We start from the raw sequence: 26,423 nt of genomic DNA on the forward strand, positions 1-26,423 counted from the left end.
TGCGGTTCGAAGTATGACGGGCATTATGGTGGGCATAAAATAGGAAGGCGGGATAAAGGACTTACCTTTACCCCGCCAGCGATAACAACGACTCTGATGGTTACTGCTTTTATATAATTATGTCTTTACATTAAAGATAATTATATAGGTGGTGCCTCACTCCACGTGTCGCCCTGTGTTTGATAAGGCCCGTAGGCGAATATCTGTGCTGTTGGACGGTAGGCACCTTACTTTGGCGTCATTCTTGGTTTATGTGGTATGTACCCAACTAATTTTGGACCTACATAAGAAGTTGAATGAGCAACTGAGTATTATTATGCACATGCCGTGCCAACTTTTCAAGTCACTCTTTAACTAATTGAAAAATAATATTATTTATTTTTTACTGTCTATTCATTGATTCTGGATACACTAAAACGGCTTATCTCTTTCTCCATATTGTCGCTAATTTAAGACACCCTTAACATCAAATTTATAAATCTATATTTATCAATAAGATAAATGTCTCCTTTTGACGACACTCTAAAGTGGCGTCTGTCGCCAATTTTAGACATACGCATTTTTGGGTGACGTATAATCAAATTTGTTAATTCCAGTCAAAGAACATTAAATATATTTATAACTTATTAGCATCCGAAAAATAGCACACAACTAACCAAAACCATTATTATTAATGAAAATCAATAAATTAAATTAAAAATAATCAGCAATTTATTTAAAGGGAATAGGTTGTTATTTTTCAAAACCAGATAATACTTAAACCAAAGAAATGAATTCATTTTTCCATTAATTTATCGTAGGGGATTCCATGGAACATAGAACGATGATAATAGACAATAAATCATGTGAACTCAGTGCTAGCCAATATGTGTTACAACAAGCCATTGGTTTTTCTTACCAAGCCGCATTACGTGCTGCAGTACAGCTCAATCTGGCTGAGCATTTGGAGAGTGGGCCCAAAACAGCGAAACAGTTGGCACAAGAAATCGGGGGACGAGAACGCACGCTTAATCAAATACTACGCCTACTCGCGAGCCACCGCATATTTGAATCTGTGGGTAATTCACGGTTTGCATTAAATTTAGAAGCCCGCTTCCTGATGGCAAACCACCCATATTCATTGCGTCAAGCGGTCTTAATGCTCACCGACCAAACCTTCTGGATGCCACTTTATCAGTTAGGTGAGCTTGCGTTAAAACAACCTGTATTTGAGAACTTGTTTGGCTGTAATTTTTTCGAGTATTGGGAAAAAAATGCTGATTTAGCTGATAACTTTCATAATGGAATGTCCTCCATGTCTGCTTTGGAAAACCATTATGTCGTTAAGCATTATAATTTCCCTGAAAATGCCACTGTTGCAGATATTGCAGGTGGCTTTGGTAGTTTACTTCTTGAAGTTCTCCAACAAAACCCAACCGTAAACGGCATTCTATTCGACAGAGAGCATGTGTTAGAAAATCATGTCCTACATGCATTAAACGATAGTTCACGTTGGACTCTTTACCCCGGTTCATTCTTTGAAAAATGCCCAGATGCCGATATCTTTTTATTAAAATACATCAGTCATGATTGGCCGGATGAACAAGTTGTTGAAATTTTAACCACCATTCGCCGTGCGATGAAAGAAACCGCTAAGCTACTCTTAGTTGATTGTATTGTTGCCGATGATAACACCCCTGACTTTGGTAAAGAGCTCGATTTAATTTGCATTCAATTGTCCTCTGAAGGCGGTGAGCATACCAAAGCAGAATTTGAGGCTCTTTTTTCCCAAGCTGGGTTGAAGCTTAATCAAATTATTAGCACAGGTACCCATGTTAAGCTCATTGAAGTGCTACCTATTTAAATGTAAGCAAACGCTGTATAACCATCAGGTAATAGAACATCAAGCATTCGTTTTATTACCTTATCAGTATTTAGCTGTATTGTGGCTATTGGCATATTTTCATGACTTCCTCCTGCTTTTCTGATGAATATCCTAATTCTAAATTATGTTAGTAGCTTATCTCTTCTCGTCTTGATATAAGATTTCCCAATACCCTACTCATCAAATTGATAAAAAATATGATAAAAATCGCTTTAGTTGATGACCACGTGGTTGTGCGTTCTGGTTTCGCACAACTTTTAACACTGGAACCCGATATTTCAGTTGTTGGGCAATATGCAAATGCCCAAGAAGCATGGCCGAATTTACTCAATTTAGATATTGATGTCGCCATCATGGATATTTCAATGCCAGATGAAAACGGTTTACAACTTTTATCACGGTTGCGTCAAAAAAAGCCTGATTTTCGCACCATTATATTGAGCATTTATGATACCCCTGCCTTTGTGCAAAGCGCTTTAGATGCGGGAGCCAGTGCGTATTTAACTAAACGCTGTGGCCCTGAAGAGTTAGTGCAAGCGGTTCGCTCTGTCCACCAAGGCGGCTGCTATTTATGTGCCGATGCTATGCGAGCACTACGCCACTCTCCTAAGCAACAGCAAAGTCTACATGAATTGACACCTCGGGAACGGGAAGTATTTGATTTATTAGTTGCTGGCTTGAGTGTAAAAGTGATCGCAGAGCAACTTGAATTAAGCCATAAAACCGTGCATGTTCACCGCGCAAATATACTAGGCAAATTGCAATGCGAAAATACCATCGACCTTGTTCACTACGCGTTAGAACATAACCTAATTTCACGGTAATTCAGGCATGAATAAAAGCTTACGGTTAACGCTGCAATCCATCTTCTTATTTTTTACCTATTCCTTGTTATGGATTGGCTTGTGGATTATCGGCTTTTATTTAAGTCAAAACAGTTTTCAGGCAACTTTATTTCTGCCACAAGGCTTACGCCTAGCATTGATGATTATCCTTTGGAGACGCTACTGGCCAACACTACTGCTTAGCGAAGGGATATTAAATTTTTGGTTATCATCAGAACAACTTCTCTTCCAACCTATTTTACTGTTATCACCGTTATTAAGTCTCGGTGTGGCTTTTGTTATTCAAAATATCTGGTGGCGTTATACGTTATATTGGCAGCGGTTGTTATTATTACTCGCAGGCGTTGCGGCAAATAGTGTATTGCATGCTTTATTATTCAGTGGGTTATCATCTTGTTCTATTAGCCAATTATTCCTAACAACATTCACCGGAGGGATACTACTTTCTCCTTTTGTTTACCTTATTTATGAATATCTACACGAACAACACTACCAAATGCTACTTGATTATGGGACGCCAGATAAACAATTACGAACCTCTTTGATTGTTTGGTGTTTTCTATTTTGTGTCGTTGGGCTCAGCGCCCAAGTATTTTTTGCTCCCGAAATTGAACGGTTAATTGTCTTACTGGTGTTTATTCCTAACGTTTTTATGGCATATCGTTATGGCTGGCAAGGTGGCGTACTTTCTGCATTATTAGGTAGTTTAATCATTACTTTTGCGCGGCAATTCCACGGTGCATTTGCTGATTTAGAAGAATTAGAAATGTTTCTCAGCACTCAAGCCTTAATTGGTATTGGCCTTGGGATAGCAATTAGCCGACAAAAACAGCTGGCAAGTAATCTACAACGTTATCGCCAGCGCTTAGAAGAAGAACTAAAAACACGGCGCGACTTAATGTTGCAGCTCGTGCACACCGAAGAAGATATCAAAAAAGCGATTGCCCGTGAGCTGCATGATGAAATTGGACAAAATATTACTGCTATTCAAATTCAGTCGATGCTAGTGAAAAAAACAGCGACAGATGACATCAGCCACCAAGCAGCCAGTCAAATAAATGAATTAGCGCAGCAAATTCATCAATCTACGCGGCAATTATTGCGCCAATTGCGCCCTCCTGTGTTAGATGAAATGTCTCTTGAAAATGCACTAACACACTTAATTGCTGAATTTTCTTTTCCACAGAATAATATTCAGTGCCACTTTCATTATGGCTTACAAACAACGCCGATCAATGAAACGGTGTTGTTTACGCTTTATCGCCTCGTTCAAGAGCTACTTAACAATATCAGTAAACATGCAAAAGCCACACAAATCCACATTTCACTTGAGCAAATAGGTGACTCGATCCAGCTTATTGTTAATGATAATGGTGTCGGTATTCCATTTAGCAAACGCACGAGTGGCTTTGGTTTGCGCGGTATTGAAGAGCGAGTGAGAGCCTTAGGCGGTGACTGGACACTAACAACCCTAAACGGTACACAAATAAGTGTTAACTTGCCCACATTTTGAGATAAAACATCGTAAAACTAGGAATAATTCCTAGCCCTCTAATACCTTCTCTCATCCTTTTTGTTAAAAATTTGATTACATTTTGCCTAACAAGAGAAACCGCCCTATGACAGGTAAAGACACGTTGAGTCTGGATAACACGTATCGTTTTTGGCGTCGCCGCTTAATGCTATCAATGATTATTGGTTATGCCACTTTTTACCTTACGCGAAAGAGTTTTAATTTCGTGATGCCTGTGATGCAAAACGAGCTGTTTCTCGATAAAAGCGACATTGGCTGGATAGCGACTGCCTTTTATTTAACCTACGGTATTTCTAAGTTTTTATCGGGGATCTTCCACGATATCACAGGATACCGTTGGTTTATGGGTGCCGGTTTAGTGATGACAGGGCTACTGAATATTATTTTTGCCTACTGCTTATCATTTCCAGCGTTATTAATTGTCTGGACACTAAACGGCTTTTTTCAAGGTTGGGGCTGGCCACCTTGTGCACGCATTCTAACGAACTGGTATTCACGCAATGAACGCGGGTTTTGGTGGGGACTGTGGAATATCTCCATCAATCTAGGGGGAATGTTGCTTCCCTTGCTGACGGCATTATTAGCAACCCAATACAGTTGGCAAATGGCCTTAATTGTTCCCGGGATCATTGGTGTCATCATTGGGCTATGGTTGTGTCGCCAATTACGCGGCACACCGCAAGAAGAGCAACTACCAAGTGTTGGGCTGTGGCGACACGATGTCTTGGAAATGCGCCAAGAACGCTTATCACCGCCAATGCCAATGCTAGTAATATTAAAAGATGCCATCATTTTTAACCGTATGATTTGGTTACTGGGCTTCTCCTATATTTTGGTTTATCTGATCCGCATGGCGATAAACGATTGGGGAAATTTATGGTTAACAGAAAAACATGGCACCAATTTACTCAGTGCGAATGCAACATTATCGTTATTTGAGCTGGGCGGATTATTAGGTGCACTCTGCTCTGGTTGGGGCTCTGATATTCTGTTTCGTGGCCAACGAGCGCCCATGATCCTGCTGTTTTCATTGGGTCTTTGTGTCTCAGTAAGTGCCTTATGGTTAACGCCAATTCATCACTATGCTTTATTGGCTGCATGTTTCTTTGCGATTGGATTTTTTGTTTTTGGTCCACAAATGTTAATCGGTCTAGCTGCAACAGAATATTGTCATAAAAAAGCAGCTGGAGCGGTAACTGGCTATCTTGGATTGTATGCCTATTTAGGCGCTGCAATTGCGGGATGGCCACTCTCTCAAGTCATTGCACACTATGGTTGGTCAGGAATGTTTTCTTTACTAGCGAGTGCTGCGGCTTTGATGGGATTACTGCTAATGCCTCTATTGATTGCCAATGTCAGCAAACGAGAGCATTTAGCAGGCACTGTTTCACCCTCTGATAATAAAACCTGAATAAAGGACTGACAATGAAACTGAAAACTCTCTCTACGCTTGTTGCTGCTGGCTTATCCCTCGCAGCGATTACTACCACTGCAAATGCTGCGGGCCGTTTAGTTGTTTACTGTAGCGCCACTAACGCCATGTGTGAAACGGAAACGCAGGCTTTTGCTAAGAAATATGATGTCAAAACCACCTTTGTGCGTAATGGTTCTGGCAGTACGTTAGCCAAAATCGAAGCTGAAAAACGTAACCCACAAGCTGACGTGTGGTACGGCGGTACATTAGACCCCCACTCACAAGCAGGGGAAATGGATTTGCTTGAACCATACAAATCGCCAAATCTGGCTGAGATCATGCCGCAGTTCCAAGATCCCGCAAAGCGTAAAGGCAATTATTCTTCTGCTGTTTACATCGGTATTTTAGGGTTTGGCGTTAACAAAGACCGTCTAAAAGAGAAAGGTTTACCTATCCCTACTTGCTGGAAAGATTTAACTAAACCTGAATATAAAGGTGAGATTCAAATTGCAGACCCACAAAGTTCAGGAACTGCTTATACCGCATTAGCCACTTTCGACCAATTATGGGGTAATGAGCAAGCCTTTGATTACCTGAAAAAATTAAACTCAAATATCTCTCAATATACTAAGTCAGGTATTGCCCCAGCACGTAACGCCGCCCGCGGTGAGTCCGCCATTGGTATTGGTTTCTTACATGATTATTCATTAGAAGTGGAAAATGGCGCGCCATTAGAGCTTATCGCACCATGCGAAGGTACTGGCTATGAAATTGGCGGGATCAGTATCCTAAAAAATGCACGCAATATGGATAACGCGAAACTGTTTGTTGATTTCGTCTTATCGAAAGAAGCCCAAGAGTTAAGTTGGAAAGAAGGTAAATCTTACCAAATCTTAACCAATACAACGGCAGAGTCCTCTCCTATTTCATTAAAACTCAATGAGTTAAACCTAATTAATTATGATATGGACAAATACGGTGATGCTGATGTCCGTAAGAACCTTATCAATAAATGGGTAACAGAAGTCAAAATGAGCAAATAGCTATCTCGTGCGGTGGTCATCCACCGCACTGAGCTCTTACTAAACTAAAATAAAAATTAAATTTAATTAAGCTCTGAATAATTTGAGTTGTCGCCAGCCGCGCATAACGTTATCCCTAGGCGCATACAGTAAGTATGTGACTAGGGTAACGAAGTGAAGCCAACACCGTGACAACGCAAAATATGACGAGCTTAGGGGGAACTATGTCTCAAACCCTAACCTTATCGACCCCAACCAAAAAAGATAGCATATTTTTTTGGCTGTTGATTGCTTGGCTAGGTTTCGCGTTGCTGCCTTCTTGGAGCTTAGACTATGGCGTACTTGACTCAACACAAGACGAAATCATAGCAGCTTACGGTTGGAGTGGACTAAACATTAGCTGGCTTTGGTATTTATTACCGTCCATTTTATTTATTCGCCCGTTAACACCAGCGGATCGTTATCATAAAACACGGCATTATTTCGATATTGGCGTAGCAGTTGTCACCGCAGCCGTGGTGATCTTAACCTCTTATTTTGAAGGAAAAGGGTTAGGTTACTCAACTATTGTACTATTTATCGCCTTGGGTATGGTGATGACACTGGCGTTAACCCGCCTTGAGTGGCTCGGTGGAGACCAATTCGTTATTGGCTCGCTGATCACCGTTGTTGCTTTGATAACCCTGTTTATTGTGTTCCCGAGTGTCGCTATTTTCATTCCGATGTTTACTGATGGGAATGGGGACTTTGCACCATTCGCCTTTGTGGCAATTCTGACGCAATCTCACATTGTCCAAGTTATTATTAACTCAGTATTTTTATCGTTAGCGGTAGGGGCTGGCTGTACTTTCTTTGGCTTAATTTTAGCCATTTATACGACGCGTATTGCTAAGCGCTCTGCCATCATTGGCCGTGTTTTTTCTATTTTGCCTATCGTCACTCCGCCATTTGTGGTTGGCCTAGGGGTCACCTTGATGATGGGGCGTTCGGGCTATATTACTGAATTCCTTGCGACCTATATGGGTCTGGAAAATACCAACTGGCTATATGGTTTTACGGGTATTTGGTTAGCGCAAGTACTGGCATTCACTCCAATGTCATTCATGATTTTAGACGGTGCGATTAAAACCATTCACCCATCTTTAGAAGAAGCGTCTTATACTTTACGTGCCAACCGTTACCAAACTTTCTTTAATGTTTTTATGCCATTACTGAAACCTGCTTTGGCGAACGCATTTTTAATCGTCATCGTACAATCGCTCGCTGACTTTAGTAACCCATTGGTTTTAGGCGGTAACTTCGACGTACTCGCAACGCAAATTTACTTTTATATCACTGGTTCACAACTGGATTATCAAGCCGCCAGTACCTTGGGTGCATCACTATTAGTGTTCTCACTATTAGTCTTTTGTGTTCAGTATATGTGGATAGGTAAACGCTCCTATGTCACCGTATCAGGAAAATCTTACCGTGGTGATGTTCAACCGTTACCAACGTCATTAATTACTATCGTAACCACTTTCTTAGCGATTTGGGTTGCATTTAACGTCTTGTTATACGGCAGTATTTTCTACGGTAGCTTCACTGTTAACTGGGGTGTTGATTACACTTTAACCTTCGATAACTTTATTAAATTATTCGGTCAAGGTATGAGCGATGGTGCGTGGCCGTCATTGTTGGATACGCTTCTGTACGCTGGTATTGCCGCTCCCATCACCGCGATTCTTGGCTTACTTATTGCCTATATTGTGGTTCGCCAAGAGTTCCGCGGTAAAAAGACTATCGAATTTACCACGATGCTGTGCTTTGCGGTGCCAGGAACTGTTGCGGGTGTGTCATACATTTTAGCCTTTAACGACTCACCGTTTTATTTAACAGGGACAGCTGCCATTGTTATTATTTCAATGACTATGCGTAATGTTCCTGTCGGGATCCGCGCAGGTATTGCAGGCTTAGGCCAAATTGATAAATCATTGGATGAAGCCTCTCTCAGCTTACGGGCAGGTTCAATGCGTACCATCTTCTTTATTCTGCTACCCTTGTTGCGCCCAGCCATTTTATCGGCGCTGATTTATAGCTTTGTCCGTGCGATCACGACTGTCAGTGCGATTGTATTCTTAGTTACTCCTGATACTCGCGTCGCAACAGCCTATATTTTAAACCGTGTAGAAGACGGTGAATATGGCGTTGCCATTGCCTATGGCTCAATCCTGATTGTCGTAATGTTGGCAATTATTTTCTTATTTGACTATTTGATTGGCGAAGCCCGTGTTTCACGTTCCAAAGCCAAAAATGCACAGTAATCATGGAGTAACTGACATGACACAACATCATTTTGTTGAACTAAAAAATGTGACTAAACGCTTTGGCAACAACACCGTCATCGATGATTTAAGTCTTTCAATTCCGCAAGGTAGCATGGTGACCCTACTCGGCCCATCTGGTTGTGGTAAAACTACCGTATTACGCCTAGTGGCGGGGTTAGAAAAACCCACTGAAGGCCGTATGTTTATTGATGGCGAAGATGTGACAGACCGTTCCATTCAGCAACGCGATATCTGTATGGTATTCCAATCCTACGCCCTATTCCCGCATATGTCCTTGGGGGACAACGTCGGCTATGGCTTAAAAATGTTAGGATTACCCAAAGCTGAGATCAAAAAACGGGTTGAAGAAGCATTAGAGTTAGTGGATTTGGCTGGCTTTGCTGACCGTTTTGTTGACCAAATCTCTGGAGGTCAGCAACAACGTGTAGCCTTGGCGCGTGCATTGATCCTTAAACCCAAAGTCCTATTATTCGATGAACCATTAAGTAACTTAGATGCAAATTTGCGTCGTAGCATGCGTGAAAAAATTCGTGAGTTACAGCAACAGTTCAATATCACCTCTTTATATGTCACCCACGACCAAAGCGAGGCCTTTGCGGTTTCAGACATGGTTCTAGTGATGAATAAAGGGAAAATCATGCAGTTAGGTTCGCCGCAAGAGCTTTACCGCCAGCCAGCGTCAAAATTTATGGCGAGCTTTATGGGGGATGCAAATATTTTCCCTGCAACACTCAGTGCTGATTCCGTCGATATTTTCAATTATCGTTTACCGCGTCCAGAGCAGTTTGTTACTGATAAAACTACGGTGACTGTGGGGGTTCGCCCTGAAGCCATCACACTGAGTTTGCAAGGCGAAGATAGCCAATGCTGCACGGTTACTCATGTTGCCTATATGGGGCCTCAATACGAAGTCACTGTTGATTGGCATGGTCAATCAATGTTGCTGCAAATTAATGCGACGCAGTTGCAACCCGCTGTTGGGGAAAACCTTTATTTGCAGATCCACCCATACGGCATGTTTATCTTAAACGAAAAAGAATAATTTCTGATCAATAATCTAAACCGTCACTTCATAGTGGCGGTTTTTTCGTTATTAAGTTCAAATAAAAAACAGAAGCGTTTCCCCTTCTGCTTTTCTTAACAAACCAATTAATTATAAAAATGCTTTATATGGTAATTCAGGCTCATTTTTGAAAATATCACTAAAGCCACGGAAATGTTGATAATGCATGCGGTCTTTATCTGTTGGATAAGTATATTTCCCACCCACTTGCCAGAAGAACGGGGCAAATTTATATTGCAGGCGCTCTTTTTTCATATTCCACAACACTTCTATTTCACGCGGGTCATTTTGGAAGTTTGCCCAAATATCATGATGGAATGGAATAACCCGCTCACAATCTAATGACTCTGCTGCACGCAAAATATCCGATGAAGTCATTTTATCGGTCACACCACGTGGGTTTTCACCAAAAGAAAGCAGTGCGACATCAATATTGTAACGATTACCATGCGCCGCATAATAGTTTGAATAATGTGAATCACCGGAATGATAAATAGAGCCGCCAGTTGTTTCTATCAGGTAGTTTACTGCACGAGAATCCATGCCATCTAAAATTTGCTTATCCGTGGAAGAAACGCCCTGTGGCAATGTCACCAATGCTGTGCGGTCAAATGAATCTAACACACGGATTTTCATGTCCCCTACTTCAAGTACATCGCCAACTTTGGCGACTACACAGCGCTCTACTGGTACGCCCCACTTAATCCATAAATCCACACAGGCTTGAGGACCTATAAATTTAACGTGGTCGCCGCAATTTTGCATTACCGCCGCGGCCACATTGACATCAATATGGTCAGCATGGTCATGAGACGCTAAAATCGCATCAACTTCTTTAATGGCAAACGGGTCTAAAGGGAAAATCGCGGTTCGTAAGTTTGGTTGTAGCGCTTCCACCCCTCCCATACGCATCATTTGATGTTGCTTATTCATCAATGGGTTTTTCTGTGTTTTTTTCCCTGTTCCACACCAAAAATCGATACAAACATTGGTATTCCCTTCACTTTTTAACCAAATTCCTGTGCATCCTAGCCACCACATTGAAAAGGTATTAGGTTCAATAACCGTTTTTTCAATTTCTTCATTTAGCCACGTTCCCCACTCAGGAAACGTACTTAAAATCCAAGATTCACGTGTGATTTCATTTACTTTGCTCATAGTAATAATACCTTTTTCCAGAATTTTAGATGTAGGGAGCCTGATGCCTTAATCGAGAAATTAAGGCATGGCGGCAGAATTAGTTTAAGTTTTAAAAATTAGGTATACGGTGGAATTAAACCAGTATCACTCGCGTGCCCTGTGCAGCAATCGCTTTGATAACCTCAGAGTTAGCATTTCTTCCAGTGATAAGAACATCTATCTTATTAGCTGGGCAGAATAACATTCCGGTTCGATGACCCACTTTGGAACTGTCTACAACAACGACTAATTTATCAATTTGGTCAAGCATTTGCTGCTCTGCTACCGCAGTTAGCATGTCAGCTTTATATAAGCCGGCCTCCGTTAACCCTTTACCTGAAGTAAACATCCAGTTACCTGCATAACCCATTAACGTGTTCAAAGCCGGATTCAAAAAAATGTTTTGTGCTTTGTTATACTGCCCGCCGATTAAAATGACGTCATCATGGTCTTGGTCTATCAAATAGCTCGCTAATGGAAAATAATTAGTCACAATTTGCACGTTTTTCCCGCACAATTGCTGCCCTAACATAAACGCGGTGGAACCACAGTTAATGACTGCGCTTTCCCCAGGAAGACAAAGTGCAGCCGCTTTAATTGCGATTTCCGATTTTTCTTCATAGTGATCAGTACTGTTGATGTTTAACGGTGTCCACTTACGCTTTTTATTTTCAATACGTTCAGCGCCATTACGGACTTTTCGCAATTTACCTTGCTCATCTAACTTTGAAATATCACGACGAGCTGTTGCAGGAGACACACTAAACTGTTCGGTAATATGAGAAACATTGATCACTCGATGTGTTTCCAATAACGACAATATTTCATTGTGTCTTTGCACTTCATTCATAATCATCGCCTTATTAATTAATAATCATCCTGATGACACCTTGTGACTCAAAATGATTATTAGTGATTGGTTTTGATTCTATTTATCTCGTTTACTATTGTCAACCTTTGCGAATGCAAAAAAACAACATTTAATATAAATAAAAACAAGTGATTGATACATATGTATATTTTAAATTTTACGTGATCAGGTCGCCATTTATTTATTTTTTTACTGGTAAAAAAACGCACAAATGAGAACAATCAAAAAAGAGCAATTCGTGATTACATATGATCACATTTGATTTTTGCGAGACTGATTAATCGCTTTAAATGATTATATCGCAATAACACCAGATACGATCAATATGATTAATCTCTGACCCAGATAAATTACAAATACAATTTGATTAGAGGTAAAAATATGGATTTTTTATACGACGCTTTCTATATTTTTTACAGCCAAGTAATGACAAAAGCACCTCTATTATTAGGCTTAGTCACATTTATTGGTTATTGGCTATTAAAGCGCGATGGCACGACAATCCTCAAAGGGACAATCAAAACGATTGTTGGTTTTATGCTAGTTGGCGTGGGTGCCAGTACCTTAGTGTCCAGTTTTAAACCCGTCATCGAAAAAATGTCTGAATACCATGGACTTACAGGGTCCGTCATTGACCCATATACATCAATGATGGCGACAATGGAAACCATGGGTGATAACTATTCTTGGGTGGGCTATACCGTGTTATTAGCTCTCGCAATTAATATTCTTTTAGTCCTTTTCCGCCGCGTCACGGGTATTCGTACCATTATGCTGACAGGGCATATTATGTTTCAACAAGCAGGCTTGATCGCTGTTTTCTATTTTGTTCTCGGATCAAGCATGTGGGAAACTATTTTGTATTCCGCAGTTTTAATGGCGCTATATTGGGGAATTTCTTCCAATATTATGTTTAAACCAACGCAAGAAGTCACTGGTGGTGCCGGTTTTTCGATTGGGCACCAGCAGCAGTTTGCCTCATGGATAGCAACCAAAGTTGCTCCTAAACTGGGCGATAAAAAAGACAGTGTAGATAATTTAAAACTGCCCAAATGGCTGCATATTTTTCACGACAGCATTTCCGCTACTGCCATTGTGATGACCTTATTCTTTGGCGTTATTTTGATTTCTTTTGGCATTCCCAACCTACAAACCATGGCAGGTACCACTCACTGGACCATTTATATTATTGAAACTGGTTTAAAATTTGCCGTCGCTATCCAAATTATTGTAACGGGTGTGCGCATGTTTGTTGCAGAGCTTTCTGAGGCCTTTAAAGGGATCTCCGAACGTGTCATTCCTAACGCCGTGCTCGCCATTGATTGTGCAGCTATCTATGCATTCTCACCTAATGCCATGGTATTTGGTTTTATGTGGGGGGCAATAGGCCAATTTGTGGCTGTGTTGGGTATGTTGGCGTTTAACTCACCAATTATGATCATTCCTGGCTTTATCCCTATGTTCTTCTCGAACGCCACTATCGGTATTTTTGCCAACCATTTTGGGGGTTGGAAAGCCGTCATGAAAGTGTGTTTCGTGATGGGTATCATTGAAGTATTAGGTTCCGCTTGGGCAATCAGCTTAATTAATAACCAAGGTACTGACTTTAGTGGTTGGATGGGTATGGCCGACTGGGCGCTCGCCTTCCCAGTGATTATGCAAGGCCTTTCTTTCTCCAAAATGTTCTTCTTTGTTATTGTCGCTCTCTCCCTTATCTATATGTATTTTGCGGCGAAGAAACTACGCGCTGAAGAAGATGCACAAAGCCCAATTGAAAGAGAAATAGAAACCATTGAAGAAGCCGAAGCGGCATCTATTGAACATAGTGGTGCTAAACCTGTACGTATCTTAGCGGTTTGCGGCAATGGACAAGGCTCTTCCATGATGATGAAGATGAAAATTGGCCAGTATCTTGAGAAAAAAGGTATCCCGCACATCATGGATTCCTGCGCCGTATCTGACTATAAATCAAAATTAATCGCTACAGATATTATTGTTTCATCTAAACATTTAAGCTCAGAAATGGATCCCGGTGATGGTAAATTCATTCTTGGCGTACAAAATATGCTCAACCCCAACTCATTCGGTGATGAACTACTCGATATCATACATACCAATTTTATAGGTAATAAATAGCCTAAGTCGTAGGAGTCAATATCGCTCATAACGGTATCGACTCCCCTAACGTTGAAAAATAGGAAGGCAATGATGGGATTTAAACAATCATTAATCGACAATAATTCGATACAGCTACAAGCATCCGCTGATAACTGGCGTGATGCCATTAAGATAGGTACAGACTTGCTCATCGCTTCAGGTGCGATAAAACCCAGCTACCATGAAGCAATCATCAGCAGCGTCGAAAAGCTCGGCCCTTATATTTGTATCGCACCTAGCTTAGCACTTCCCCATGCGAGACCTGAAGATGGTGTGCTGAAAACTGCCTTTGCTTTAGTCACACTGGAAAAACCGATTGTTTTTGAGGGTGAAGATGAACCCGTTGATGTACTGATCACCTTAGCAGGCAGTTCATCCGATGAACATATGGAAGGCTTGATGGAAGTGACCCGCGTTCTCGATGATGAAAACAGTGAAACAGGTGTCGATCTTGAAAAACTACGCCGTTGCCGCACGATTGATGATGTTTATCAGGTTATTGATCAAGCATTATGCTAATTTAATGATAATAAAAGAGAATCATTAATTAGCGATAGAGGTAATCAACTATGTATAAAGTATTAGCGCTTGATTTGGATGGAACGGTTTTAACTCAAGAACATACAATCCACCCTGCAGTCAAACAAGCCATTAAACAAGCAGCAAAACAATGCCACGTCATGATAGTCACTGGCCGCCACCATACCGCTGCGCGTCCTTACTATGATGAACTCGGGCTAACTACGCCGATTATTTGTTGCAATGGTACTTATATCTATGATTACCAAAATGAAAAAGTCATCACGCACAATGCCCTTACCAAAGAAAATGCACTGACATTCATCGAATTAGCGCAGAACGATAAACTGAAAATGGTGATGTATATCACCGATGCCATGGTGTATTCAAAAATCGACCCTATCGATTACATGAGTGCAATGGAACAGTGGGCTAACGACCCAACCATGAGCCATCCGCCGAAAATTTATCGCATTGATTCATTTGAAGAACAAGTCCAGCAGGCTGACTATATTTGGAAGTTCGTCGTCGAAGGTGAACCGTCTACGTTAGAACGTTTCTTAAATTCCCCTTGGATTAAACAAACTTTTAATGCCGAAAAGTCATGGTCAAACCGTTTCGACTTTGCCGCAAAAGGCAATAACAAAGGAACGCGTTTAGCGGAATATCTTCACTCTCAGGGTTATGACTCAAAACAAGTTATTGCTGTTGGTGATAACCACAACGATATCTCCATGATTGAGCTAGCGGGTCTAGGAGTTGCAATGAAAAATGCTGATGACACAGTGAAATCACATGCGAATTCCGTCTGTGCTACAGATAATAACGGTGATGGCCTTGCACGTCTAATCCATGAAAATATTTTAGGACAATCACAATGACAAAGCCTTTGATCCAAATTGCTTTAGACCAAACCAACTTACCTGCCGCACTCGAAGTGGCTGACAATGTACACACTTTTGTCGACATTATCGAAGTGGGTACCATTTTAGCTTTCGCAGAAGGCATGAAAGCCGTTTCGACACTCCGTCAGAAATATCCAAACCATATTATTGTTTGTGATATGAAAACGACGGATGGTGGCGCCATTTTATCAAGAATGGCATTTGAAGCAGGAGCAGATTGGATCACAGTCTCAGCCGCGGCGCATATTGCCACTATGGCTGCCTGTAAAAAAGTTGCCGATGAGTTTAATCGTGAGATCCAAATTGAAATTTATGGTAATTGGACTTTTGAAGATGCCAAAAATTGGGTCGAACTTGGTATTTCGCAAGCGATTTACCATCGTTCCCGCGATGCAGAACTCGCCGGTATTGGCTGGACTAGTGAAGATATCGAAAAAATGCGCAAATTGTCTGATTTAGGGCTAGAGTTGTCCATTACTGGCGGTATCGTGCCGGAGGATATCCATTTATTTAACGGTATCAAGGCCAAAGCCTTTATTGCTGGCCGTGCATTAGTGGGCGAAAAAGGTAAAAAAACGGCAGAAGCATTACGTGAGCAAATCGACCGTTTTTGGGCCTAAACTACGCTAAATATGTTTCTAGTTAAGCCCTAAAATCAACAGAATATTTTAGGGCTTTTGATTTTATTCACTCTACAACGTTTAAAACCAGTAACTCATTAACATACTATTCTTTTTATACTTATCCCTTCGACAAAAAATCGTTCACAAGCTGAACGGGTTGCCAATCACTATTTATTCTTTCAAAATCAAGAGTCCCAACGCTGTTATATTCATCTTGTAACCGCATTTCAGCTAAAGTATTCACTAAATAATCAAGCTTTTGAGCTGTTGTATATTTTCGCGTACCGGGTAATGAATTATGATGGACAACAACTGGCGCTTGGTTATTTTTACGTTGGATAAGCGTAACTTTATAGCCGGACTCTGAACTGTACACATGGCGGGCTATTTCATTTCGGTCATCAGGTTCTAAGATTTCTGGTGTTCTATTAAAGCTAATTAAGTGTATCGTGTCTTTATCACTATAGTGATTTATAATACTCTTCCCTACGAATTCCCCATTAACAATAAACGTATTCTCTCCTTTTTGGTCACTTAATTCCCCACTATGACCATTAGCAATAAGCACATCATTTCCATCACCACCGGATAAATCGATATTTCCTTCTTCAGCATACAAAACATTATGGCCAGCATTATTGTGTACAACAGATACACTTCCTATATCCATCTTTGCTTTAAATACCCGTCCGTGTTTGCTTTTATCGACTACTTTATGTTGATTGCCAGTTAAACTCATAACTAACTGAAAAGGTTTTGAATCCTTCTTAATATTAATCTCTAGTGAAGATAAATCTCTTATTGAGTAATTTGTGTTTTCAAAAAAACCTTTAAATTCAAATATCGGCTGCCAAGGTATTAGTGGATACTCTCTTTCCCAGAATTTTTTTTGCTCAGCCAGGTACCTTACCATATGGCTCATACTTTCTTTGACATCGTTAGGAATATTATCAGGAAGCCTGTCATAATGATGAATGTGATTTTTATTTATTTCATTAGATGATATTTTCTTTATTTTTACCTCACGTAATTTTGAAACTGACGTGAAAACCTGATACTTTATTCCATTCTCTTCTACTTCTTTATATTCTTTATTAAAATACATTAAATGAATGTTATTAATACCTTTATTATCATTGATAATTGTTGTTCCGATACCTTTATTATCATTGATAATTGTTGTTCCGATACCTTTGGAACCATCAACAATATAGTGATCATTCCCATCATTACCATTTAAAATATCATCACCTAAATCCGAAAGTAATAAGTCTCCTTGCATACCTCCATCTATAACATCATTCCCCGACCCACCATATAAAACATTCATCCCCTTATATGCTATAAGTTTATCATTACCATTACCGCCATTAGCTATCATTCCAAATCCACTATGATTATAAATGGAATCATCCCCATCTAATGCATCAACAATAGCCTCTAGATAGTCCCCTTTCCTTCTAAGGTTGAATTTATCCGATTGTTCAGTAAATAAACTGGTTATCTTTTTAGTTGCTATTTCATGCCCTTCGTTATTTAAATTAATCTTAATTAAATTATCATTTGCATCCTTAATATATATATGCTGAAATTCATTATTTTCATAGCCAACAAATTTTATATCCAGTTTTCTATCATCGAAAATATTAGTAACGTATATTGATTGACCATCTGTACGTAACTGGTCTTCATATTCATCAGGTAATTTTATAATAATACTGTTTTTACGGCCATCATTCCCTTTCATATTACCAAGGTCAATAACCAATTCCGAGGGCACAAGATCACTGTGTTTTAACTGGTAAATATCATTCCCCTTTGTAGCAATAATATAGCTATTCCTATTAACCATAACTAAATGGTCATTATGATCACTACCTGTATAAGTTAGGTTTTTAATATTTCCATTAAAATTGAAATCACCCCAGGAAGGAGAAAAATATCCATGATTATTAATGATTATATTTTGCTTTTCTTGATTGATTTTGACTTTATCACTTTCATCACTTCTCTTAAGATAATCATTATCTTGAAGATAGGTAATCTCATAAAATTTTTCCAAATTTTTCTTATCACTATTGTTATTTAAAATCGGATTTAAACAAAACCCATCATGTGTATAGAGCTGGTAATGATGTTTTAGTTTTTTTCCATTTAAAGTATCTTGATAAGCATTTTTTAATGTAATATTTAGTTCTAAAACATCTAAGGTTTTATATGGCGATTTTGCCTTTATTGTTAATACTAGGTCATTATCTATGCGTTTTACGTTAACTATTTCCTCTAAAGTATACCCTAAGTGAACATCACTCTTATCTTTTGTGTTCTCAACGATTCTTGCATTTAATTTAGTTATACTTTTATTTTTAACATTCTTCCATTGATAACGGCGTAAATAATAATTATCATCACCATCCCCGCCTCTCGCAACACCCGAGCTAAAAATAATATGATCGTTCCCGCCGTATCCATTAATAGACGCTTTCATTACACCCGCATCTAATACATTATTGTTTTTATTCCCTTTTATAAATAAATTGGATTCAATTCCCCCTGAAAAAAACACATTATTAGTATATTCCAATTTGACTTCATGCCCTTTACCTTCACCTAACTCAAGGTTTTCCTTCATTAAATTAATGTATACGTCTCCTTTATCACGATAATTTAAACCTACGACTGTCTTATTTAAATGAATAACTTCCTTCAATTTATTTATAGCATTCATATTAATACTCGTTAAATTTTATTTGAATGTAAACGACTAATCCATTAATTGAATTAGCCGTATTTAGCATTCAATAATTTAACATTTAATTCATTTTTTAATTAAAAAGTTAATCTGATATATCAAGAGATTCATTCATAAAACCAATTTAAAATTAATTAATATTTAAATAATAAAAAAGCACGCTATCGTTTTAGTTTTATACCTAACGATAGCGTGCTTGCATTCAATTTAGCTCAGCGGCTAATTTATTAAAATACTCATTAATCTAATTGTTTACGTGCATTACGGAAAATACGCATCCATGGGCTGTCTTCCCCCCAATTCTCTGGGTGCCATGAATTACTTACCGTACGGAAAACACGCTCAGGATGAGGCATCATAATCGTTGCACGGCCGTCTTTCGATGTCACAGAAGTAATACCATTAACTGACCCATTCGGGTTAGCTGGATATTGCTCAGTCACTTGACCATAGTTATTCACGAAACGCATCGCCACCAACCCGTAATCTTCCAGTTGCTGTAAATGTGCAGCTGCACGTGTTTCCACTTGTCCTTCACCATGAGAAACGGCAATAGGCATACGAGAGCCTGCCATATCTTGCAGTAATAACGATGGGCTATTCGCAATTTCAACTAAGCTAAAGCGCGCTTCAAAACGCTCTGAACGGTTACGTACAAAACGCGGCCAGAATTCCGCTCCTGGGATCAGCGCATGTAAATTTGACATCATCTGGCAACCATTACATACCCCCAGTGATAAGGTATCAGGACGGTTGAAAAACGCAGCGAATTCATCACGAACTTTATTATTGAATAAAATAGATTTTGCCCAACCTTCACCCGCACCTAATACGTCCCCATAAGAGAAACCACCACAAGCCACCAATGTTTGGAATTGTTCCAAAGATAAGTTACCTGCAAGTAAATCACTCATATGCACATCAACCGCATCAAAACCAGCACGGTCAAAAGCAGCAGCCATTTCCACATGCGAGTTCACGCCTTGTTCGCGTAAAACAGCCACTTTAGGGCGCGCACCTGACAAAATAAACGGCGCTGCGATGTCTTCTTCAATGTCATACGTCAGTTTCACATTCAAGCCAGGATCTTGGTTATCCTGCTTCATCGCATGCTCTTCGTCTGCACAAACCTCGTTATCACGCAAGCGTTGCATTTGCCAAGTAGTTTCAGCCCACCATTGACGCAATAAGCTACGTGATTCACGATATACAACCGTATCTCGACTATTAATAATCACGGCGTCATCATGTATTGCAGAACCTAAATAATGAACGCAACCTGCCAACCCTGCTAGTTCGAAACATTCTGCTACATACGCTCTATCGGCTTCATTAATTTGAATGACTGCCCCTAACTCTTCGTTAAATAACGCCGCAAGCGTGTCTTCATCAAAAGAGCTAATATCAACATTAATACCGCAATGACCCGCAAAAGCCATTTCTACTAAAGTGACGAATAAACCACCATCTGAACGGTCATGGTAAGCTAGAAGTTTTTGCTCTGATAATAACTTCTGAATTGTATTAAAGAAGCCAAGTAATACTTCAGGGCTGCGTACATCTGGGGCTTTATTACCTAACTGACGATATACCTGTGCCAGCGCAGAGCCGCCCAGCGCATTATTGCCTTGCCCAAGGTCAATTAATAACAAGGCATTATCATTAGTTACTTTTAATTCAGGTGTCACTGTTAAGCGAACATCTTCAACACGGCCAAATGCACTAATCACCAAAGAAAGTGGCGAGGTCATTTCGCGTTCTTCGCCATCTTGCTGCCAACGCGTTTTCATTGACATGGAGTCTTTACCAACTGGGATAGTTAAACCTAATCCAGGGCAAAGTTCTTCCCCCACCGCTTTAACCGCTTCATATAGACCCGCATCTTCACCAGGGTGCCCCGCCGCTGCCATCCAGTTAGCCGACAATTTAACGCGTTTTAAATCTTGCACATAAGAACATGCGATATTAGTTAATGCTTCCCCCACTGCCATTCGTGCTGATGCAGCAAAGTCCACTAATGCCACCGGTGTTCTTTCACCAATTGACATGGATTCCCCATAGTAGCTATCTAAGCTAGCGGTAGTGACCGCGCAGTCAGCAACAGGAATTTGCCATGGGCCAACCATTTGATCACGTGCAACCATACCTGTAACGGTGCGGTCACCAATGGTAATTAAGAATGTTTTTTCAGCAACTGCAGGTAAATGTAGAACACGTTTAACCGCTTCATTTAAATTGATCGCTGTTCTATCTAATGAATCAGGCTCTGCCTTTAATGTTGTTACATCACGCAGCATTTTTGGTGTTTTACCTAGTAAAACATCCAGAGGCATATCAATAGGTTGGTTAGCAAAATGTTCATCATTCAATATTAAATGACGCTCTTCAGTGGCTTCCCCGATCACGGCAAACGGTGCACGTTCACGTTCACAAATCGCCGTAAAGACAGGAAGCTGTTCAGGTGAAACCGCCATCACATAACGTTCTTGTGATTCGTTACACCAAACTTCTAGCGGGCTCATGCCCGGCTCATCATTCAGTATTTTACGTAATTCAAAACGCCCACCACGGCCACCATCACTCACCAATTCTGGCATTGCGTTCGATAAACCCCCCGCACCCACATCGTGGATAAATAAGATAGGGTTATCATCACCAAGCTGCCAGCAACTATCGATCACTTCTTGGCAACGGCGTTCCATCTCTGCGTTATCACGTTGTACCGAAGCAAAATCGAGATCTGCGTCTGATTGACCAGATGCCATTGATGACGCGGCTCCACCACCTAGCCCGATATTCATCGAAGAGCCACCCAGTACAATGAGTTTGGCACCGACCGTAATTTCACCTTTTTGCACGTGGTCCGCACGAATGTTTCCTATGCCGCCTGCTAACATAATCGGTTTATGATAGCCGCGAAGCTCTTCACCATTGTGGCTATTGACCTTTTCTTCATAGGTACGGAAATAGCCTAATAACGCAGGGCGACCAAATTCATTATTAAATGCTGCACCGCCTAATGGCCCTTCCATCATAATATCCAAAGCCGTCACAATGCGCTCTGGTTTACCAAAATCTTCTTCCCAAGGCTGTTCAAAACCAGGAATGCGTAAGTTAGAAACAGAAAAACCGACTAAACCGGCTTTTGGCTTCGCGCCGCGCCCTGTTGCGCCTTCATCACGAATTTCACCGCCAGAGCCTGTTGCTGCTCCTGGCCAAGGTGAAATCGCTGTTGGATGGTTATGAGTTTCCACCTTCATTAAGATATGAGCATCTTCTTGGTGGTAGCGGTATGTACGTCCTTGAGGTTCAGGAAAAAAGCGGCCAACAGACGAACCTTCCATAACTGCAGCATTATCTTTATAAGCAGATAAAACATAGTCAGGTGTTTTTTCAAACGTATTTTTAATCATTTTAAACAGTGATTTAGGTTGTTCTTCACCATCAATCACCCAGTCTGCATTAAAGATTTTGTGGCGGCAATGTTCAGAGTTCGCTTGCGCAAACATATAGAGCTCAACATCCGTTGGATTACGTTTTAGCCCCGTAAACGCCTCTAACAGGTAATCAATTTCGTCATCAGCCAACGCTAGGCCCATTTCCCTGTTTGCTGTTTCCAATGCAAGTCGGCCACCCGCAATCACATCAATGGATTTCATTGGTGCCGGCTGTTGCTGCACAAACAGTGCGCTCGCTTGTTCAAAAGAAGAGAAAATGCTTTCCATCATGCGATCATGCAAAATGGCGATCACTTCATGCCACTGTTCTTGGGTCAATGCATCACCTTGAACATAATAAGCAATACCACGTTCAATACGCTTTACTTGGCCAAGGCCACAGTTATGTGCAATATCGGTGGCTTTTGAAGACCACGGAGAGATAGTTCCTGGACGAGGAGTGACTAAAATAAGCTTACCAAATGGGTCGTGCTCAGCCAGAGAAGGACCATACTTTAACAAACTGCTCAGTTTGCCTTGCTCACTATCACTCAACGGCGCTGATAATTCAGCAAAGTGCATATATTCAGCATAGATATCCGTGACAGGAAGCTGTTTTTCTACAAACAGCGCCAAAAGGCGGGTAATACGAAATGCTGATAGAGCAGGTGAACCACGCAAAATTTCCATCGTCTTAATTTCTCTCTTTTAAACGCCAGCCCTGAACATGAAAGCAGGGAAACCGGAACACATTATAAAGCAATGTTCATCAATACGAAACCGTTTGCGTGATTAAAAATGAAGCGATTAGTTAAATATTATTCTGTGCTAAATACGATAATATAGGTTGCACCGTTCCTAAATGTTGAGCAAAATAGCCGACTACTGGAATTATAACCATTACTTAGCCATACTCTTTTATGGACATACAGCACCAGTCAATGCACGAGAAACTATTATTTGAATAACTTAAAAGTTAACTATTTAATTATCGTGGTCATCGCGCTACTAGCAACTATGGTCATCGGTTTTAACGTCCGCTGGCCCAATACGCAGAATTCACAAATTAATAAAATTATTTCTCAAGGTGAATTACGTATTAGTGCCGTTAGCTCGCCACTTATCTATATTGATGAGCAAAAACAGCTGCGTGGGTTCGACTACGAGCTAGCTCAAGGCTTTGCCTCATACTTAGGAGTTAAACTCAAGATAACCATTCGCCCAACATTCGAGCAAATATTTGATGACCTTGAAAATGGCGATGCCGATATCGCGGTTGCGGGTTTACTGTATAACAAAGACCGTTTAGCTAAAACGAAAACAGGTCCAAGTTATCTCAATGTCACTCAACAACTCGTCTATCGCAAAGGAACAAATCGCCCCAAAAACTTCAATGAAATAAATGGTAAATTATTGGTGACGGCGGGTACGGCGCATGCAAGTACCTTGAAAGAGCTCGCTAAAGAATACCCAAACCTAAAATGGGAAGAAACCTCAAAATACAATACTAATCAAATCCTTGAAATGGTTGCCGATGGTGAGGTTGACTACACATTAGAAGACTCTATTGCAGTTGCACTACAGCAACGTATTCACCCGCAATTAGCGGTTGCTTTTGATTTATTGGATGATCATGCTGTTACTTGGTATATGCGTCGTAGTAAAGAAAACAGTTTAGATGCTGCGTTGCTTGATTTCTTCAACATCAGCCATGAAAGCGAGTTACTCGCGCGCCTTAATGAAAAATATTTCAGCCATGTAGAGTCTTTCGATTATTTCGACACAATGGCATTTATTAAAGCCATTGATAATAAACTCCCCGAGTATCAACCCCTATTTGAAAAATATGCTCAGGTAATTGACTGGAAATTATTAGCGGCTATTGCATGGCAAGAGTCCCATTGGGATCCTTTAGCGACCTCACCTACAGGGGTGCGCGGGCTAATGATGCTAACAAAGCCAACCGCAACAACAATGGGTATTGCGGATAGGTTAGATCCGGAAGAAAGCATAAAGGGCGGCGCCGCTTATATTGCTTATATTATGGAGCGTTTACCTGAAACCATCGAAAAGGATGACCGTATCTGGTTTGCCCTTTCAGCCTATAATATGGGGTATGGGCATATGCAGGATGTCCGTAAATTAACTGAAATGTTAGGCGGAGACCCTAACCGGTGGTTAGATGTAAAAGCCCGTTTACCTCTATTGACGCAGAAAAAATATTACTCACAACTCACTTATGGTTATGCACGTGGCCACGAAGCTTATCGTTACGTTGAGAATATTCGTCGTTATCATCAAAGTTTAGTGGGTTACTTACAAAGCCAAGAAAGAAAGCAGCATGCACTTGATATTGCGCAAAAGTCACTTATTTATTTGATTTCGCCTGAGAGCCATACCAAAATAGAATCTCAAGCAATGCAAAATCAATCCCCTATTCCTGACAAAGTTAGTGTAACCAATCTAGGGAAAATGAGTTCTGCGGCGCAGCCATCTAAAACTCTTGATGAAAAAAGGCTGCCATTAGGAAAATATTTACTTTCATTACACCCATCACAACATACTGATGAAGCCGATGATGAAACACCTATCTCACCACCAAAAGCACCTGAAAAGCCACTATAAATCATGCTGAAATAAAATAAGTGCGCTAAATTTTACTGTGTTAGCGCTTTTGTTCTTTTTTTTGCGCTCTACGCAATTTAAAAAAAGCACTCAGCATTGAAGAACATTGCTCTTCTAGAACACCACCAGTCACATCCACATAATGATTTAGCCCTGCTTGCCCCATAATATCTAGGTAGGAACCACAAGCGCCAGTTTTAAAATCCTTAGCACCATAAACGACACGATTAATACGGCTGTGGATCATCGCGCCTGCACACATAATGCAAGGCTCTAATGTTACATATAATGTGGTATCCAATAGCCGATAATTTGACAACACTTGCCCTGCTTGTTGCAGAGCCATAATTTCAGCATGTGCTGTTGGATTATGGTCAATAATAGAACGATTCCAGCCCGAAGCAATTAAACGATTGTCTTTAACTAAGACCGCACCAACAGGAATTTCACCGAGATCTTGTGCTGTTAGCGCAAGTTCAATGGCTTGTTGCATCCAATACTCATCAATTTCTATTTGCGTCACTCTTACCTCTGGTCAATGCGTTTTACACGCGATTATCCTCAAATGTTAGAATGACCGCAATTAAAATGCTTTTATCTCTGTAATAACAACCTAATTTTAATTGCTAAAAATTGCTAATTTAGCTGCAAACCCCATAAAGAAGGCGCCTACCGTACAATTTCCAAGCTTTGCAAGGAGTTGTTTTTCACGCAAAAAACGCGCAATCAAATAGCCACTAAAAATCAATAAGCTCAGGTATAAAAAGCTCACTAATTCTAAAATCGTCGCAAGTACAAGGTAAGGTACCCATGCATGTGAGTAATTAAAGTCAACAAATTGTATAAAGAAAGAAATATAAAATAAAATTGCTTTCGGGTTTGTTAAGCTCAGCACTAAGGCACGAGTAAAGTGTTTTTCTGTTTTAATTGGGATAGCGTCAATACCGTCTGGCTTCGATTTTTTACGCATAAATGTGCTATATAAAATCTTACTGCCTAAATATAGTAGATAAGCCGCACCTAAATAGCGAACTATCATAAATAATGTTGGAGATGCTTTAATCACTGAAGCGACACCAATAAATGACAGAAAAATTAATATTGCATCTCCAGTAAATACCCCTAGAGCAGCTCGATAACCAAACCGAGTGCCACTCGATGTACTTGTTTTTAATACATATAATGAGTTAGGTCCTGGTACAATAATGATTAAAACTAACCCTGCCAAATAAGTCCAGAAGTTAAGAACACCAAGATTTTCGAACATATTTTTGACCCTTTATCTT

General features: G+C 40.3%; 18 protein-coding genes. 12 read left to right on the forward strand and 6 right to left on the reverse strand.

Translation table 11 applies throughout. The features are described from left to right. The first annotated feature begins 808 nt into the window (after positions 1-808). The 7 genes from PSE60_RS14940 (at position 809) to fbpC (ending at position 10,048) form a co-directional block, all read left to right on the forward strand. Positions 809-1,843 carry a methyltransferase gene (locus PSE60_RS14940; RefSeq protein ID WP_272665905.1) on the forward strand — a complete coding sequence of 345 codons (1,035 nt, stop codon included), beginning with the start codon at positions 809-811 and terminating at the stop codon, positions 1,841-1,843. A gap of 218 nt (positions 1,844-2,061) precedes the next feature. Next, a complete protein-coding gene (locus PSE60_RS14945; RefSeq protein ID WP_210840079.1) occupies positions 2,062-2,688 on the forward strand; it encodes a response regulator transcription factor in 627 nt (208 codons plus the stop codon). A gap of 7 nt (positions 2,689-2,695) precedes the next feature. Next, positions 2,696-4,222 (forward strand): MASE1 domain-containing sensor histidine kinase, encoded by a 1,527-nt coding sequence (locus PSE60_RS14950; protein WP_272665906.1) that lies wholly within the window; start codon positions 2,696-2,698, stop codon positions 4,220-4,222. A 106-nt stretch (positions 4,223-4,328) separates the two neighbouring features. After that, positions 4,329-5,654, forward strand: coding sequence for an MFS transporter family glucose-6-phosphate receptor UhpC (gene uhpC / locus PSE60_RS14955; RefSeq protein ID WP_210840081.1), 1,326 nt, complete (start codon positions 4,329-4,331; stop codon positions 5,652-5,654). Positions 5,655-5,668: 14 nt separating this feature from the next. Then, positions 5,669-6,700, forward strand: a complete 1,032-nt coding sequence (locus tag PSE60_RS14960; RefSeq protein WP_004912741.1) for an ABC transporter substrate-binding protein — start codon at positions 5,669-5,671, stop codon at positions 6,698-6,700. A 203-nt stretch (positions 6,701-6,903) separates the two neighbouring features. Continuing rightward, positions 6,904-8,982 (forward strand): ABC transporter permease, encoded by a 2,079-nt coding sequence (locus PSE60_RS14965; RefSeq protein ID WP_210840082.1) that lies wholly within the window; start codon positions 6,904-6,906, stop codon positions 8,980-8,982. Between the two features lie 16 nt (positions 8,983-8,998). Next, on the forward strand, positions 8,999-10,048 hold the full coding sequence (gene fbpC / locus PSE60_RS14970; protein WP_272665907.1) for a ferric ABC transporter ATP-binding protein: 1,050 nt from the start codon (positions 8,999-9,001) through the stop codon (positions 10,046-10,048). Between the two features lie 111 nt (positions 10,049-10,159). On the opposite strand, the gene ulaG is transcribed toward fbpC, so the two are convergent. Next, entirely contained in the window at positions 10,160-11,227 is a 1,068-nt protein-coding gene (ulaG, locus tag PSE60_RS14975) for an L-ascorbate 6-phosphate lactonase (protein ID WP_210840087.1), read from the reverse strand. Positions 11,228-11,342: 115 nt separating this feature from the next. Beyond that, a complete protein-coding gene (gene ulaR / locus PSE60_RS14980; RefSeq protein WP_272665908.1) occupies positions 11,343-12,098 on the reverse strand; it encodes an HTH-type transcriptional regulator UlaR in 756 nt (251 codons plus the stop codon). Positions 12,099-12,500: 402 nt separating this feature from the next. On the opposite strand from ulaR, the gene PSE60_RS14985 reads away from it, so the two are divergent. The 4 genes from PSE60_RS14985 (at position 12,501) to PSE60_RS15000 (ending at position 16,320) form a co-directional block, all read left to right on the forward strand. Further along, the gene (locus PSE60_RS14985) at positions 12,501-14,255 is read left to right on the forward strand and encodes a PTS ascorbate-specific subunit IIBC (RefSeq protein ID WP_272665909.1); all 1,755 of its coding nucleotides are present in this window, start codon (positions 12,501-12,503) and stop codon (positions 14,253-14,255) included. A gap of 72 nt (positions 14,256-14,327) precedes the next feature. Then, the gene (locus PSE60_RS14990) at positions 14,328-14,795 is read left to right on the forward strand and encodes a PTS sugar transporter subunit IIA (RefSeq protein WP_272666002.1); all 468 of its coding nucleotides are present in this window, start codon (positions 14,328-14,330) and stop codon (positions 14,793-14,795) included. Between the two features lie 50 nt (positions 14,796-14,845). Continuing rightward, on the forward strand, positions 14,846-15,676 hold the full coding sequence (locus tag PSE60_RS14995; protein WP_210840090.1) for a Cof-type HAD-IIB family hydrolase: 831 nt from the start codon (positions 14,846-14,848) through the stop codon (positions 15,674-15,676). Next, positions 15,673-16,320 carry a 3-keto-L-gulonate-6-phosphate decarboxylase UlaD gene (locus PSE60_RS15000; RefSeq protein ID WP_272665910.1) on the forward strand — a complete coding sequence of 216 codons (648 nt, stop codon included), beginning with the start codon at positions 15,673-15,675 and terminating at the stop codon, positions 16,318-16,320. The genes PSE60_RS14995 and PSE60_RS15000 overlap by 4 nt, the downstream gene beginning before the upstream one ends. A gap of 121 nt (positions 16,321-16,441) precedes the next feature. Here PSE60_RS15000 and PSE60_RS15005 read toward each other — a convergent pair whose 3' ends face one another. Then, positions 16,442-19,051, reverse strand: coding sequence for a calcium-binding protein (locus PSE60_RS15005; protein WP_272665911.1), 2,610 nt, complete (start codon positions 19,049-19,051; stop codon positions 16,442-16,444). Between the two features lie 263 nt (positions 19,052-19,314). Next, complete coding sequence (gene purL / locus PSE60_RS15010) at positions 19,315-23,202, reverse strand: phosphoribosylformylglycinamidine synthase (RefSeq protein ID WP_272665912.1); 3,888 nt, start codon at positions 23,200-23,202, stop codon at positions 19,315-19,317. Between the two features lie 270 nt (positions 23,203-23,472). Here purL and mltF point away from each other — a divergent pair, with 270 nt between their 5' ends. Continuing rightward, on the forward strand, positions 23,473-25,137 hold the full coding sequence (gene mltF, locus PSE60_RS15015) for a membrane-bound lytic murein transglycosylase MltF (RefSeq protein WP_272665913.1): 1,665 nt from the start codon (positions 23,473-23,475) through the stop codon (positions 25,135-25,137). A gap of 40 nt (positions 25,138-25,177) precedes the next feature. Here the strand turns inward: mltF and tadA are convergent, their stop codons facing one another. Both tadA and leuE read right to left on the reverse strand, forming a co-directional pair. Then, complete coding sequence (gene tadA / locus PSE60_RS15020; protein ID WP_272665914.1) at positions 25,178-25,660, reverse strand: tRNA adenosine(34) deaminase TadA; 483 nt, start codon at positions 25,658-25,660, stop codon at positions 25,178-25,180. Positions 25,661-25,756: 96 nt separating this feature from the next. Continuing rightward, positions 25,757-26,404 carry a leucine efflux protein LeuE gene (gene leuE / locus PSE60_RS15025; protein ID WP_272665915.1) on the reverse strand — a complete coding sequence of 216 codons (648 nt, stop codon included), beginning with the start codon at positions 26,402-26,404 and terminating at the stop codon, positions 25,757-25,759. Positions 26,405-26,423 lie beyond the last annotated feature (19 nt).

The organism is Providencia sp. PROV174, assembly GCF_028480685.1.
In the GTDB taxonomy this organism is placed as follows: Bacteria; Pseudomonadota; Gammaproteobacteria; order Enterobacterales; family Enterobacteriaceae; genus Providencia; species Providencia rettgeri.

What these genes read in the sequence shown, in the direction of transcription:
- PSE60_RS14990 (WP_272666002.1), top strand. Translation starts at nt 14,328, where the DNA reads ATGGGATTTAAACAATCATTAATCGACAATAATTCGATACAGCTACAA.
- uhpC (WP_210840081.1), top strand. Translation starts at nt 4,329, where the DNA reads ATGACAGGTAAAGACACGTTGAGTCTGGATAACACGTATCGTTTTTGG.
- leuE (WP_272665915.1), bottom strand. Translation starts at nt 26,404, where the DNA reads ATGTTCGAAAATCTTGGTGTTCTTAACTTCTGGACTTATTTGGCAGGG.
- PSE60_RS14995 (WP_210840090.1), top strand. Translation starts at nt 14,846, where the DNA reads ATGTATAAAGTATTAGCGCTTGATTTGGATGGAACGGTTTTAACTCAA.
- PSE60_RS14985 (WP_272665909.1), top strand. Translation starts at nt 12,501, where the DNA reads ATGGATTTTTTATACGACGCTTTCTATATTTTTTACAGCCAAGTAATG.
- PSE60_RS14960 (WP_004912741.1), top strand. Translation starts at nt 5,669, where the DNA reads ATGAAACTGAAAACTCTCTCTACGCTTGTTGCTGCTGGCTTATCCCTC.
- ulaR (WP_272665908.1), bottom strand. Translation starts at nt 12,098, where the DNA reads ATGAATGAAGTGCAAAGACACAATGAAATATTGTCGTTATTGGAAACA.
- ulaG (WP_210840087.1), bottom strand. Translation starts at nt 11,227, where the DNA reads ATGAGCAAAGTAAATGAAATCACACGTGAATCTTGGATTTTAAGTACG.
- PSE60_RS15005 (WP_272665911.1), bottom strand. Translation starts at nt 19,051, where the DNA reads ATGAATGCTATAAATAAATTGAAGGAAGTTATTCATTTAAATAAGACA.
- fbpC (WP_272665907.1), top strand. Translation starts at nt 8,999, where the DNA reads ATGACACAACATCATTTTGTTGAACTAAAAAATGTGACTAAACGCTTT.
- PSE60_RS14950 (WP_272665906.1), top strand. Translation starts at nt 2,696, where the DNA reads ATGAATAAAAGCTTACGGTTAACGCTGCAATCCATCTTCTTATTTTTT.
- PSE60_RS14945 (WP_210840079.1), top strand. Translation starts at nt 2,062, where the DNA reads ATGATAAAAATCGCTTTAGTTGATGACCACGTGGTTGTGCGTTCTGGT.
- PSE60_RS14965 (WP_210840082.1), top strand. Translation starts at nt 6,904, where the DNA reads ATGTCTCAAACCCTAACCTTATCGACCCCAACCAAAAAAGATAGCATA.
- PSE60_RS15000 (WP_272665910.1), top strand. Translation starts at nt 15,673, where the DNA reads ATGACAAAGCCTTTGATCCAAATTGCTTTAGACCAAACCAACTTACCT.
- PSE60_RS14940 (WP_272665905.1), top strand. Translation starts at nt 809, where the DNA reads ATGGAACATAGAACGATGATAATAGACAATAAATCATGTGAACTCAGT.
- purL (WP_272665912.1), bottom strand. Translation starts at nt 23,202, where the DNA reads ATGGAAATTTTGCGTGGTTCACCTGCTCTATCAGCATTTCGTATTACC.